General features: G+C 50.8%; 10 protein-coding genes. 9 read left to right on the top strand and 1 reads right to left on the bottom strand.

The genetic code is table 11. The annotated features are described in order from the left end of the window. Nucleotides 1-252 precede the first annotated feature (252 nt). The 9 genes from ACPV3A_RS09125 to ACPV3A_RS09085 all read left to right on the top strand — a co-directional run bounded on the left by ACPV3A_RS09125 (nt 253) and on the right by ACPV3A_RS09085 (nt 14,255). Complete coding sequence (locus ACPV3A_RS09125) at nt 253-441, top strand: hypothetical protein (RefSeq protein WP_426199103.1); 189 nt, start codon at nt 253-255, stop codon at nt 439-441. A gap of 367 nt (nt 442-808) precedes the next feature. Further along, nucleotides 809-1,909, top strand: a complete 1,101-nt coding sequence (locus tag ACPV3A_RS09120; RefSeq protein ID WP_426199101.1) for a BMP family lipoprotein — start codon at nt 809-811, stop codon at nt 1,907-1,909. 395 nt (nt 1,910-2,304) lie between these two features. After that, nucleotides 2,305-3,837 carry an ABC transporter ATP-binding protein gene (locus ACPV3A_RS09115; protein WP_260066836.1) on the top strand — a complete coding sequence of 511 codons (1,533 nt, stop codon included), beginning with the start codon at nt 2,305-2,307 and terminating at the stop codon, nt 3,835-3,837. Then, on the top strand, nt 3,830-4,885 hold the full coding sequence (locus tag ACPV3A_RS09110) for an ABC transporter permease (RefSeq protein ID WP_216534982.1): 1,056 nt from the start codon (nt 3,830-3,832) through the stop codon (nt 4,883-4,885). The genes ACPV3A_RS09115 and ACPV3A_RS09110 overlap by 8 nt, the downstream gene beginning before the upstream one ends. Nucleotides 4,886-4,891: 6 nt before the next feature. After that, nucleotides 4,892-5,845, top strand: a complete 954-nt coding sequence (locus tag ACPV3A_RS09105) for an ABC transporter permease (RefSeq protein WP_076322522.1) — start codon at nt 4,892-4,894, stop codon at nt 5,843-5,845. Between the two features lie 182 nt (nt 5,846-6,027). Next, a complete protein-coding gene (locus ACPV3A_RS09100) occupies nt 6,028-6,819 on the top strand; it encodes a lamin tail domain-containing protein (protein WP_426199097.1) in 792 nt (263 codons plus the stop codon). Continuing rightward, the gene (locus ACPV3A_RS09095) at nt 6,773-12,274 is read left to right on the top strand and encodes a 5'-nucleotidase C-terminal domain-containing protein (RefSeq protein ID WP_426199095.1); all 5,502 of its coding nucleotides are present in this window, start codon (nt 6,773-6,775) and stop codon (nt 12,272-12,274) included. The genes ACPV3A_RS09100 and ACPV3A_RS09095 overlap by 47 nt, the downstream gene beginning before the upstream one ends. Nucleotides 12,275-12,780: 506 nt before the next feature. Continuing rightward, entirely contained in the window at nt 12,781-13,269 is a 489-nt protein-coding gene (locus tag ACPV3A_RS09090; RefSeq protein ID WP_009593946.1) for an RNA polymerase sigma factor, read from the top strand. Between the two features lie 68 nt (nt 13,270-13,337). After that, entirely contained in the window at nt 13,338-14,255 is a 918-nt protein-coding gene (locus ACPV3A_RS09085) for a hypothetical protein (protein WP_426199093.1), read from the top strand. Between the two features lie 138 nt (nt 14,256-14,393). Here ACPV3A_RS09085 and ACPV3A_RS09080 read toward each other — a convergent pair. Continuing rightward, nucleotides 14,394-14,710: helix-turn-helix domain-containing protein (locus ACPV3A_RS09080; protein ID WP_426199091.1), on the bottom strand; the 317-nt coding region annotated here is incomplete at its 5' end.

Here is a 14,710-nt window from a genome sequence, read left to right as displayed (position 1 = left end):
ACGTTGTGATCGTGGCTTTTACTTTAAATCGGTATTGATGAGTGCATGAGGAATATGTGACGCATCTCGATGTTAATGAACACGTCTCATATAGTGAAGTAGTTGCAGGCTATCTGAAAAATTCATACTACGGAAGTCGAGATTAATGTAAACGCATACTTATTCATGGTATAATGCATCTAATAGATTAGGCGATCTTAGTGATTTGGGGTTCTTATAATGCTGTAAATCTGGCTTGGGGGTGTTGCGAGGATGAGAAGGTATAACGTGTGGCGTCCAATTATGCTAATTGCGGTGGCGCTGCTTACGAACAGCTTGGTTACGAATTTGGCGGGTGTATTTGGCATGACGCCGGAGTCGGCAAGCAGTTTAGGTGTAGTCGCCATGATTATTGCCGGATTAATTACGTATAATCGCATGATGAAAACCCGTCGTAAATGAATAATCATTCATAGCATTCATCGGAATAATCAACATGCTTGTAAGCACCTTGCCGAGGTGCTTTCTTTTCATAAAGCGCAGTTATTTTTTTCCTGACGGAAGGATCTGATCACTTGCACGCTTGACTTATCACACCCGCTGTAACCCCCGTGTTATCTATAAAAACCGTGTTATCAACGCCACGCAATCTGCGGTTTCCTATCTCTACTAGAATTGGAATAAAACATGTCTTAAACGTTTCACCGCGGCACAGATGCAGTTTGACAGATTCACCCAAATTTATGTTGAAAAGGGTCTGTTTTATTAATATATTGTAAATAGCGCGAATCTAGTATTCGGGCATATATACCTAGGAGGGTTATCCTTAATGAAAAAAGGGGTCATATCTTTAATCAGTTTGGCGTTATCTGTCACAATGCTGGCAGGTTGCGGCGACAAACCAGCGTCGGAACCAAGCGGCGACGCACCTAAGGCAAACTTCAAGGTAGGGATGGTTACGGACGCAGGAACCATTGATGACAAGTCGTTTAACCAAGGAACATATGAAGGTATCGTGAAGGCCAACGAGGACTTCAAAATGGAGTATAAATACCTGAAGCCGGCCGGAACTACGGAAGCCGACTATTCGAAAGAGATCGGAAACCTGTATGATGCCGGATTTAAGTTCATTGTAACCCCAGGCTTCAAATTTGAAACAGCCGTGTTTAAAGCACAAGACAAGTATAAAGATGCTAAATTCGTTATTATCGATGGAACGCCTCATTCCGGGGAAGAGGGCGCAACACCGGTAGTTAAGGAAAATACCGTATCCATCTTCTTCGCTGAGCAAGAGTCCGGCTTCCTGGCTGGCGTAGCGACTGCGCTTCATGTGAAGGATGGGCAAGCTGGGTTTATCGGCGGCATGGAAATCCCTCCTGTACAGAAGTTCAACTGGGGCTTCCAGCAGGGTGTAGCTTATGCCAACGAGAATCTCGGCACGAAACTGGTAGTTAACAAAGAGAACGTTGTCTACCAAGGATCTTTTGACGATGTTGCAGCAGGCAGCCAATTGGCGGCTCAAATGTATGACCGCGGCGTAAACGTTATCTTCGCAGCAGCAGGCGGCGTGGGCGTTGGTGCGATTAACGAAGCGAAGACTCGCGTACAGAACGGATCTGAAGTATGGATCGTTGGCGTAGACGTTGACCAGTATCAAGATGGCGTTTATGAAGGCGACAAATCCGTTGTCCTGACTTCGGCCGTGAAGAAAATCGACCATGCGGCTTACGATATGATCAAAGCTGAAATGGAAGGTAAATTCCCAGGCGGACAGACACTTACGCTGGATGCAACTAATGACGGCGTCGGTCTTCCTGAGAAGAACCCGAACCTGAGCGATGACGTTCTTAAGCAAGTGGACGAAGTGTTTGGCAAAATCAAAGCCGGCGAAATTAAAGTAGCCGCTGAGCAAGGCGATTTGATTAAGTAATCCAAGACACCAAGGTCATCTACGACGTGGATAGACTTACTTGAAAAGCAGCGATACCGCATGAAAAAAGACGGATTCCCTCCGTCTTTTTTTAAGGTATTAGAATTTATAAGTTATTTCGGTGAAGCGTAAGCAATTCTGTAATCGCATTTATATGTTTTGGGGCCCCCGCAAAGTATTTGGAACAAGCATCGAAGCATAGGCTCCACTTTGTGGAGCTATTTTAGGTATCAGACCGTATCACCGGCGCAAGCGATTGCATTCTGATATTGAATGTAGAATTCGATCTATGTAACTGCGTTCTGGCTGTTTGGAAGTGAGTCGATCCGCGTTTTTTTAAAGCAATTTATGCATAGGAAGATATTCAACACAAAAGAAGGAGAGGACCCAAAACCATGGACTATGTTGTCGAGATGGTGGGCATCCGCAAGGAATTTCCCGGGATCGTAGCAAATGACGATATTACGATTCGGCTGAAAAAAGGCGAGATTCATGCGCTGCTCGGTGAGAACGGGGCGGGCAAGTCCACCCTGATGAGTATCTTGTTTGGCATGTATCAGCCTGACCGTGGCGTAATCAAAGTCAACGGCAAGGACGTGCGGATCTCGAATCCGAATGTCGCGAACAAACTCGGAATTGGGATGGTGCATCAGCATTTTAAATTGGTCGAGCCGTTTACCGTGACCGAGAATATTATTCTGGGCAGCGAGACGCGCAAGTACTTCTTCGGCTTGGATGTGAGATCGGCTGCCAAACGGGTCGAGGAGCTGTCCAAGCGATACGGCCTCAATGTAGACCCTTATGCCAAAATCGAGGATATCTCGGTCGGGATGCAGCAGAGAGTGGAAATTCTCAAAATGCTGTACCGCGATGCGGAAGTGCTCATATTCGACGAGCCGACCGCGGTGCTGACCCCTCAGGAAATCGAAGATTTGCAGGGCATTATGAAAAACCTGGTCAATGAAGGCAAATCGATCATTCTGATCACTCATAAATTGAAAGAAATTAAAGCGGTTGCGGACCGCTGCACCGTCATCCGCCGAGGCAAGACGATCGGCACCGTTGAAGTGGCAGACACGAGCCGCGAGGCTATGGCCGAAATGATGGTGGGCCGCAGCGTCTCCTTTAAGGTGGATAAGCAGGAGAGTCGCCCGGGCAAGACCGTTCTCGAGATTAAATCGCTTACGGTAAAGAACAGCAAGAAAGTCGATGCGCTCAAAGGCTTTAGTCTGGACCTGCATGCCGGGGAGATTGTGGGTATTGCAGGCGTGGATGGTAACGGTCAATCGGAACTGATTGAAGCCATTACCGGACTTCGCGAGGCCGAGAGCGGAACGGTGAGCTTGAATGGTAAAACGCTCAACGGTCTATCTGTCCGTCAACGGAATGAAAGCGGAATCGGCCACATTCCGGAGGACCGTCAAAAGAGGGGACTCGTGCTGGACTATACCATTGAAGAGAATTTGATCCTCGAGGTGTACAACCGCCCACCGTATTCCAAGAACGGGCTGCTGCAGCCAGCAGCGATCCGCAAGCATGCGGAGCATATCATTCAGAGCTTTGATGTGCGTTCCGGAACGGGCGGCCGGTCGATCGTGCGTTCGATGTCCGGCGGTAACCAGCAAAAAGCGATCATCGGCCGTGAGGTAGAGCGCGATCCGGATCTGCTTATTGCCGTTCAGCCGACCCGGGGCCTTGACGTAGGCTCGATTGAATATATTCACCGTCGTCTGATCGAACAGCGGGACAAGGGAAAGGCCGTTCTACTGGTTTCCCTGGAGCTTGATGAAGTGCTGAATTTGTCGGACCGCATTGCCGTTATTAATAACGGTGAACTGGTAGGTATCGTTAAAACCTCCGAAACGAACGAAAGAGAGCTCGGACTCATGATGGCCGGGTATCAAAAAGAGGAGGCACCACATGAATAACAGCGTAAAATCGTTGCTTGCCGTCCTGTTCGGACTCATTGCGGGGGCACTGCTTATGGCGCTGACTGGACATAATCCGGTAGAAGGGTATAAGTATCTCATCCAGGGTGGACTCAAGAACCCGGAGCGGATCGGAAATACGCTAGCGACGGCGACTCCGCTTATTTTGACCGGTTTGTCCGTGGCCTTTGCCTTCCGTACCGGACTGTTTAATATCGGTGCCGCGGGCCAGATGCTGTTCGGTGGCTTTTGCGCGACGGCTGTTGGCCTCTCGCTCGACCTGCCGCGGGCTCTGCTCCTGTTGATCATGGTACTGGTCGGGTTTATCGGCGGTGCGCTATGGGCGGTTGTCCCAGGGTTCCTGAAAGCTAAATATAACGTACATGAGGTCGTATCCACGATCATGATGAACTGGACCGCCTACTGGACCGTTTATTATGTCATTCCGGGTTACTTCAAAGGGGCGAGTCTGGAGACGGAATCGCGTCAGCTTCCACCGGAAGCCATGCTGCATCAGCAGTGGCTCAGCGATATGTTCCAAGGTTCTTATGTCAATCTGGGCTTTTTTATCGCGGTCATTGCTGTTCTAGTCGTCGCTTTCCTTATTAACAAAACAACGCTTGGATACGAATTGAAGGCGGTCGGATTCAACCGTCACGCTTCCGAATATGCGGGTATCGCTGTCAAACGCAGCATCGTGCTGTCCATGTTCATCTCCGGCGGCCTCGCGGGCCTCGCGGGAGTTGCACAGTATGCGGGGAATGCCTCCAGCATGCAGATCGGCATTCTGCCGAGCCAGGGATTTGACGGGATTGCCGTCGCTCTGCTCGGAATCAACGCACCTATCGGTGTTTTGGTGTCGGCCTTGTTTTTCGGGATTCTATACTCGGGCAGAGGGTTTATGAATGCCATGACGGAGATTCCGCCGGAAATCGCCGATTCGATTATCGCCATCATTATTTATTTTGCGGCAACCAGCATCTTGATCGAACGACTATACCGTAAATTGAAGCTGCGTCGCGCGGCAAATAAAAAGCAGGGGGAGTAAGGACATATGTGGACAACGATTGAACAGATTTTTCCGTATGCCATCGCTTACACGATCCCGCTTTTGATTACCGCCTTGGGCGCGCTGTTCAGTGAACGAAGCGGGGTCGTCAATATCGGCCTTGACGGCTTGATGATTGTCGGTTCTTTCATCGGAGCCTTTGTCATATTCAAAATGCAGGCCCAATGGCCCGGCCAATCGTGGGTATTATGGGTAGGACTATTAGCTGCGGCCGCTGCAAGTGCGCTATTCTCGCTATTGCATGCCTTTGCCAGCATTAATCTCAGTGCAAACCAGATTATAAGCGGTACGGCGATCAACATGATCGCGGGTGCCCTGACGATATTCCTTGCTCGTAACATTACGGGGAGCGGCAAGATCAGCATCACGAATGGTTTTGCACCGTTTGATGTGCCCGTGCTGTCTAAGATACCGGTTATTGGGGATTTGTTTTTTACCAAAACCTATGCAACAACCTGGCTTGTTCTGTTAGTGCTAGTGCTCAGCGCACTGATACTGTACAGAACGCCGTTCGGTCTGCGACTCCGGTCCTGCGGCGAGCATCCGCACGCGGCCGAAGCAGCAGGTATTAAGGTACAGTCCATGCGGTATGTCGGCGTCATGATCTCGGGTGCTTTTTCCGGACTCGGGGGAGCTGTCATTCTGTTGACGTATTCCGGTGAATTTACTGGGAACGTGGCGGGACTCGGGTTCCTGGCTCTGGCATCCTTGATCTTCGGACAATGGAAGCCGCTCGGCATCCTGCTGGCCACCTTGTTCTTCGGATTTGCCACGACGGTAGCCAACGTATCACAGGTCATTCCGTCTTTGGCGGTAATCCCGCCGGTCATTCTCAAAATTTTCCCTTATGTTGTCACACTGATCGCACTCGTGATTTTCTCCAAATCCTCGAATGCGCCGAAAGCCGTAGGGGAGCCGTTCGATTCAGGTAAACGGTAACGTATTGCGCAAGTCGATGTAAGACAAATAGAACCTCTGATATGCCTATCCAGCTTTGGGTTTAGGTCTATCGGAGGTTTTTTTACATCCAGCATACTTTAGGTTAGAACTCCCAAAACATATCTGGTATATATAGTAAATAAGGTAAGGAAATTTAATAGAATAGAGGAGTGAAAACCTGAATGCGCATTCGATTACATAGGCGCCAAAGGCCGTTAAGCATGCTTCTGGCAATCGTGATGCTTCTGAGTATCATCGTTCCTTTCAGCCCTGTGAAGGTGGCGGAGGCTTCCCCCCGGCATGACCAGGTTGTGATCAGCCAGGTGTACGGTGGCGGCGGGAATAGCGGGGCCACGTATACGCATGATTTTATCGAATTGTTCAATCCGACCGGCAGTCCGATCGACTTGACAGGCTGGAAGGTACGTTATGCAAGCGCAACAGGAAATTTTAACAATGAAATCCCTTTATCTGGTAAAATAGAACCTTATGCTTATTATTTAATCCAACAGCAGAGTAACGGCTCGGTAGGTGCTTCTTTGCCGACAGCTGATGATGCAGGAACACTGAACTTAAGCGGCTCTAACGGAAAAGTAGATCTGGTAAACGCCGCGGGCGATCGTATTGACCTCATTGGCTATGGATCGGCCTCAGAATATGAGACGAGCCCAACCGCAGCTCTCTCCAACAGCACGGCTGCGATCCGCAAGGAATTGACCGTTGGTCAAAATGATCGCGGACGTGACACGGATAACAATGCGGCCGATTTTATCGTTATGACTCCGGATCCCCGGAACAGTGCGAGTTCCGTTACGCCGGTCACGCCCGGCTCGGGCCTGGGAGCGGTAACGGCCAATCCGGAGCCTAATGCCTGGCCAGCCGGAACGGAGATTACGCTGAATCCGCCTACGGTGGGCGCTTCCGTTTATGCGGATGTGTATTTGTCCGGCGGAAACGGGTCCGATCATCCTTAACGAGCCTACGCGGGTGGATGCCTATGCAGCCCAAGATGGCCAGCCGGATGGGCCGGTCTCTTCGTTCCAATACGATATTTTAAGGCAAACGTCCGTCGCTGATGCCCGCAGCAAGGCAAAAGGCGAGCATGTATGGACGGAAGGCATCATTACGCATATCGAAGGCAGAGAAACCTACATTCAAGATGATTCGGCCGGTATCGTACTCTATGACTACCCTCTTAACGCCAGTGTTGGCGACCGGGTGAGTGTGGCCGGCGTGATGGAGATTTACAACAATCTTCAGGAGATCAAACCGCATGCCTTGCTGCCGCATGATGTAACGGGCGCAAATGCAGGAGTGCCGCAGGCTCTTCAAATCACCGGAGCTGATCTATCTGCAGCTTCGGGAGAGACTTATGAAGCGCGACTTGTCTACCTGGACGATGTCACCATCAAGTCCGAAAACAGACCTGGGGAATATACGGCCGAGCAAGGCGGTCATGAATTTATCATCTATTCCGGATTGTCCAAGCTGAAGACGGTGAAGACCTTCAGTCGCGTCACGGGTGTGGTGAAGCAGTTCGGCAACATCTATGAGCTAATTCCTTTAGGCGAGAATGCTTTAATCGAGGACATGTTCTCTGTGATCGCAAGTCCGGGTGCCGGACCTATAATCATTGGAGGGACGGTGTCGCTGTCCAGCCCTACGCAAGGGGCAAGCATCTATTTTACGCTCGACGGGTCAGTCCCGACGACAGCAAGTACACAGTACAGCTTGCCTATTCAAATAGACCGTGACACGACCATCAAAGCGATTGTTGTCTCGGGGGCGAATGAGAGCAAGGTATACGAATTTGCTTACAAGGCGACACAGCAACCGCGTATCGCGGATATCCAAGGCGAGGACCATACTTCGCCGTATACCGGACAGATGGTAACCGATATTGAAGGTGTTGTAACCCAATACGGTTACACGTTCTCTAACGGCAATATCAAGGGATTCTATATCCAGGATCCGAAGCCGGATTCCAATCCGGATACCTCGGATGCGATTTTTGTGTATTCCACGGATCCAAACCGGCCTCAAATCGGAGATCTGGTGAGTGTAACCGGAAAAGTGGCCGAGTTTAACGAGGGAAGCTCCAGCAACCTGACCTCTACTCAAATCGAGCTGCAATCCATCAAGAATCTGGGTCAGGGTCAACAACTGCCGGACCCTGTTACCTTAGGTGAAGGCGGGCGCCCGATTCCTGCCGCCATTATCGATAATGACAGCATGGCAACGTTCGATCCAGAGGAGGATGCCATCGACTTCTACGAGTCCCTCGAGGGCATGCTGGTCAGACTTCCGCAGCCAACGATCATTAGTCCGTATTGGACAAGCGGCGGTACCTACAACATTGCGACCCGTGTCGAGAATGATATCGCGGATGTCATTACGTCAGCCGGCGGACTGGTTCTAAAAGAGCAGGGGAATTTCAACCCGCAGCGTCTCCTGATTGCTTACGGCAATCCGGGACAAGAAGTGGGCACCGGCGATAGATTTGCCGATGATGTGATCGGCGTGATCGGGTATAACAGTGGCAATTTCAAGGTGATTCCGGCTAAAGGAGAATTGCCTGCAATCAACAGCAGCTCTTTTAAACAAGAGGTATCCACGATCGACGTAAAAGACGAACAGCTCAGAGTAGCGACATATAATATCGAAAATTTCTATCCGGGCGTAAGTTCCGCCAAAATCAACAAGCTGGCGGAGTCGATCGTAAACAACATCAAGTCTCCGGATATTATTGGTCTTGTCGAAGTACAGGATAACAACGGGGAGCAGAACAACGGAACTACCGCGGCAGATCAAAGCTACCAGACCTTGATTAACGCCATCAAGGCAGCCGGCGGACCAACCTACAGCTTTACCGATATTGATCCGGTGAATAATAATGACGGGGGAGCGCCGGGAGCGAACATTCGGGTCGGATTCCTCTATAACACCGATCGTGTCCAGTTATCGGACAGTGTAAACGGCAAGAAGGGATCACCGATTGAATCGGTGGCGTATGATGCGGCAAAGGATCAGCTGACTCTGAATCCGGGACGAATCGAACCGCTGAACCCTGCATTCAACGCATCGCGTAAACCTCTGGCAGCGCAGTTCGAATTCCAAGGGGAAAAAGTGATCGTCATCGCGAATCATTTTAACTCGAAATCCGGAGACCAAGGACCTTTCGGCAATACCCAGCCGCCGGTTCTCTCCAGCGAAACGCAGCGCCATCAGATCGCAGCGGTCGTGAACGGATTTGTGAAAGACGTGGTGTCCGCTAATCCTGAGGCGAACATCGTCGTGCTGGGAGATTTGAATGATTTCCAATTTACCGAGACGGCGAACATATTAAAGGGCAACGAATTAGACAACCTGATCGAGACGCTTCCGCTCAAGGAGCAGTACACATACACGTATGACGGAAACTCGCAGGTGCTGGACCATATTCTCGTCAGCAAGAACCTGACCCGTTCTACGCAAGTCGACATCGTGCATCTGAACGCCGATTTCCCGGCCTCCAAGGGCCGCGTATCGGATCATGATCCGATCGTCGCGCAGATCGATCTGAAGGAAGAAGCCGTGGACGGCTTCCCGCTGACCATTTTGCATACCAATGACACGCATGCCAATCTGGATACCGTAAGCTCGCCGGATAATATTGCACGCCGGGTTACGGCAATCAAGGAAGCCAAAGCGAATGCGGTCAATCCTCTGCTCGTGGATGCAGGGGACGTCTTCTCCGGCACGCTGTATTTCAATCAATATTTGGGACTCGCCGATCTGGAGTTCATGAATTTGGTTCAATATGATGCCATGACCTTCGGTAACCATGAGTTCGATAAAGGATCCGAGGTGCTGAACGATTTCATCGAGCATGCGGAATTCCCGTTTGTTTCCTCGAACGTGAATTTTTCGGCCGATGCTTTATTGACCCAGAAATTCAAGAATGAAGTGACCCAGGATGCCAGGGATGCAACCATCTACCCGGCCATCATCATGGAGGTAGACGGGGAGCAGGTTGGCCTCATTGGACTTACAACTGAAGACACGGCCAACATCGCTTCGCCTGGTGACGTAACTTTTGAGAATGCGGTGCAAAAGGCAAAAGACACCGTAGCGATGCTGCAGAAGGAAGGCATCAACAAAATCGTTGTACTGTCGCACCTCGGTTATGATGTGGACGTCAACCTTGCAAAGGAAGTCGAAGGCATCGACATCATCGTGGGCGGTCACAGTCATACCAAGCTGGATGAGGCGGTTGTAGACCATTCGGACAGCGAAMCGAAGCTGATTGTGCAGACAGGTGAAAAAGGTCAATTCTTAGGTCAGCTGGAGGTCGTATTTGACGACGAGGGTGTTCTGCAGGAGTGGGATAGCCAGCTCATTTCGGTTGACGCAAAAGATAGCAATGAGCAGTATGTAATTCAGCCGGATCCCGAAGCCTTGCAAATTCTGAACACCAAATATAAGCCGGGCGTGGAGCAGTTAAAACAAACGGAGGTTGGTACAACAGAAGTGAAGCTGAACGGCGTTCGCGCCGATGTACGCACGAAGGAAACGAATCTCGGCAATCTGATTGCCGATGGCATGCTGGATGCGGCGCAAGCCGCCGGCACGAATGCGGTCATCGCCCTGCAGAACGGCGGCGGCATCCGCGAATCTATTGAAGCAGGCAAAATCACGATGGGTGACGTCATGACGGTCCTTCCGTTTAACAATGATCTCGTTACGATTACACTGACGGGCGCCGAGATTAAAGAAGCCATGGAGAACGGGGTTTCCAAGATGCCTGCTGCGGATGGCCGCTTCCCGCATATCGCGGGTATGAAGTTCTATTATGATTCGACCAAACCGGCCGGGCAGCGGGTGCTTCGCATCGAGGTGAAAGGCAAGAACGGATATGAGCCGATCGACATGAATAAATCGTATGAGGTAGCGACGAACGCATTTACCGCTAAGGGCGGAGATTTCTATGCTTCGCTCGAGAAGGCCTATCTGGAAGGGCGCGTGAACCTGCTTTATAAGCCTGATTATGAAGTATTCTCGAATTACGTGAAAAAAGTAGGCACCATCACGGCCAAGACCTCCGCCGTCGAAGGACGGATTACGGACTTGAAGGGAGCGCCGCTTCCGGGAGGACCTAATCCAGGAGGGCCGGTAGAGCCTGGACCGGGGAACCCTGGGAACCCGGGCTCGCCTGGGACTCCAGGGCCGACGACGCCTCCCGTAAATCCATCGAACCCTGGCACCACGCCGCCGGCAGAACCGGGCAAGGTCAAGGTTCCGGTTAAGGTGGAGAACGGCGCGGCTGCAGGCAGCGTGACTGGAGCGGCCATGAAGGAAGCCCTGAAACAGCCTGTTGGTGGAAAAGTTACCGTAGAGGTAACGAGTACGCAGCCAATCTCTTCTTCATCCATTACCATCGAGAATGAAGCGCTGCGTGCGTGGCTTGATCAGACAAGCGTGCAGTTGCTGGTGGTAGCAACGCCTTACGGAAGCTATGAGCTTCCGAAGAAGGAGATTGATCTTCAAGCGCTGGCAGCCCAAGCCGGCTCGGACATGAACAACCTTCAATTGGTCATTCAGCTTGCTATCGATGCGGATGCCCTTAAATCAGCGGCGTCCAAAGGATATAATGCAATACAAGCTGTGAGCTATACCGTGACGGTGAAGTCCGGTAATGGCAAGACTGCCACGTTGGAAGCATTCCAATCGTATGTAAAGCGGTCTCTGAATGTCGACAAGTCGCATGCGTTGACTGATATCGCGGTCGTTCGGGTGGACGGAAACGGCATATACACGCCGATTCCATTTAAGGTGAATGGTCAACGAATCGATATCTACAGCCGCACGAACAGCACGTACCTGGTGTTGCAGAACCCGGTAACGTTCCAGGACATCGCGTCGCATTGGTCGAAGGGCGACGTTGAATCGCTTGCGGCCAAAATGATCGTGACCGGGCGCACGGAGCAGACCTTTGTTCCGAACGCTTCGGTCACCCGAGCCGAGTTCGCAGCGCTTGTCGTCCGGGCACTGGGACTTTCTGCAGACGCTGCGTCAGGCAGCTTCAAGGATGTGGCTTCATCCGACTGGTACGCCGGAGCAATCCAGGCAGCCGTCGATGCTGACATCATTAACGGCTACACGGACGGCACCTTTAAGCCGAATCGGACGATCACGCGCGAAGAGATGGCGGTGATGGCCTACAACGCGCTGGAGTATGCCGGATACAACCCAGTCGACGCGGCAAAAGCCCATTTTGCCGATGCGTCCTCGATCGGTGTTTGGTCTCAGGCAGCGGTATATGAATTGGCGGGTCTTGATATTCTGAACGGAGATCCGAAGCAGCGCTTCAATCCTAAATCGAATGCCACCCGAGGCGAAAGCGCCGCAGTGCTCCATCGGTTGATGCAGGATTTGACGTATGCAAAATAAACAGGTTTTATAGCGGCTAGAATGGTTAATGGATTTGCAATTGTGATATACGAGGGGGGCAACAGCAAATCTGCTGATCAAAATACTGAAAATATAGAAATGGCGGTGCTAGGGATCATCATCCTTAGCACCGCCATTTTTTTGCTTTTTTGTTACACCACTTCTTTCGTAAATGGGTCGCACATTCATTATGTGAAGATGTGGTTCTCTTCATATGTCTAAATGTAGTGATTTCTCATGGTAGCGGAGAGGACGAAACGATTCCGGACAAGCGCGTGGTCGCCTTTGTCCCCGAATTTCTCCCTTGCTTAATTCATTCCAAGAAATTTGGGGACAACAGCGATGGGAGGAACGATTCGTACACGGAGCGTCTCCTAACAGAAAGAGGGGGCACGCCAGATCTGGGAGCTTTTGGGGCAACTTCTTCTGCATGCCGAAAAACTTAAAAACAAAATGTGACCGATCTACGTCCATAACTGTGTTAATGGTAAAAGGAGGTCTAGGAGATGCAGATCGATTCGCTCCGGCCGGGCGGAGATATTACGGAAACCTATGAATTATATGGCGATATGCTTTTTAAAATAGCGATGGTGTACCTTGGGAACAAACAGGATGTCGAAGAGGCCATTCAGGAGACGTTCATTAAACTGATATATAAAGCGCCTGACTTCAGGGACCAGGAGCATAAGAAAGCCTGGCTCATTCGGGTGATTACGAACCATTGCAAGAACATGCAAGGGAGTCTGTGGCGTAAGCGGGTAACCAAAATGGAGCATATGAACGATTATTTTGTCGAACCGTCGGAACGGACATTGATGGATAACGTCATGAGTTTGCCCTTCAAGTATAAGTCGGTCATCCATCTGTTTTATTACGAGGATTATTCCGTTAAGGAAATCGCCGGGATTTTGCAGATTAACGAGTCTGCGGTCAAGATGCGTCTTCAGCGCGGCAGGAAGCTGCTGCGCATGGACTTGGAAGGAGAGGACGATTGATGAATCGGAATGACTACAAATCATTGATAGATCGAATAGAACCTGACAAAGGATTGGAGGAGAGGATTATGAAAGGAATGAAACATAATCAGCGTCAAACGACCAGAATGAGCCGAATGGGGGTCGCCGGCGTCACCGCGGCCGTTATGTTGGGGCTGGTGGTAGTAGCTTCGCTGGTGTTGAATCTTGAGAACGAGCCAGCGAACAGCGATATCCCGGTTGTTCAACAAGGGACGGGGGAGAATACCCCGCCGACCGCGAAGGTTGGTCACGATCCGGTAACCATACCGAAGATCGAGCTTCCGGAGGACAGCAACGTCAAAGCCGACATGATCGGTTTGGTTGTATACCAGGGCAATATCTACACCCAAACCGGTACGCAAATCACGCCGGACATGGCCAAGCAGCTGCGGGGCGACAAGCTCGGACGGTCGAAATCGGGTATTACGGAATGGAGCTCCTCCGATGATTACACGGAGCTTGCTTCGACGATCGGCGAAATGGACATCTTTACGGTTAAGGGATATGACTCCGATTTTAGAATTATGTCCTACATGGAGCATGACGGGGAAGTCTACGCCGAATTGTATGAGCACCTCAACGGGATTACGGTGGTCAAGGGCGAGGATATTATCGGCAAGCTGAATCTGATTGGGAACATGACTTCGGTTAAATGGCAGGATTTCGACAGCTGGAACATGGGCGAGAACAAGCTGCGCGAGCTTTCCGCCGATGCAGAGGTGCAAGCCTTCGTTGAAGCTTTATATGAAGCGAAGCCGATAGCGGCAGAGCCTCTGTTTGAGCAAGGGATCTACGAGACCGGGCCTAGCGAGCAGAAATTTCTGTATATCCAGCTGCAGGACGGGACGGAAGTCCAGTTAAGATTGTTTAAGGGCGGCCAATATGTGCGATATGCCAATGCACCTGTATTCTTTCAATTGGAAGGCGAGGCATTCACTACGCTATGGGATCTGATGAAGGAGTAGGTCGTCCTACCGTTTATAGAAACGAAATAAAGATAATGTAAAACGAAAAGAGGCTATCCCTAATCGGATGGCCTCTTTTCGTTGCTGTAGGATCGATAAGGGTGATTCCTTTATCGTTTATCGCATGGAGGATCATTGTTATTCGCTTGTTCTCGATGATGGGCGGTTCGCTTTCACGAATGTGCTCGGCGTCATTCCGAAATACCGGGTAAAGGCGCGGGAGAACGTAAACAAATCCGAATAACCCAGGGATAAAGCGGTCTGCGTGATGCTGGTTCCCTCGGCGGATAACAGGCGGGTCGCTTTCTCCATGATCAACTGCTGCATGTAGCGGGACGGAGAGATGCCGTATCGGCGGGTAAACGCGCGGGTGAAGTGACTGCGATGCACGCCGGCCCAGGCGGCAAGCTCCTCCACGGACAGGTTCTCCGTGCAATGAAGCCCCATATATCCGG

Origin of the sequence: Paenibacillus sp. Dod16 (assembly GCF_049893405.1) — a bacterium.
Classification (GTDB): domain Bacteria; phylum Bacillota; class Bacilli; order Paenibacillales; family Paenibacillaceae; genus Paenibacillus_AQ.
The sequence above is the reverse complement of the archived record's forward strand: the minus strand, read 5'-3'. Positions and strand labels throughout refer to the sequence as shown.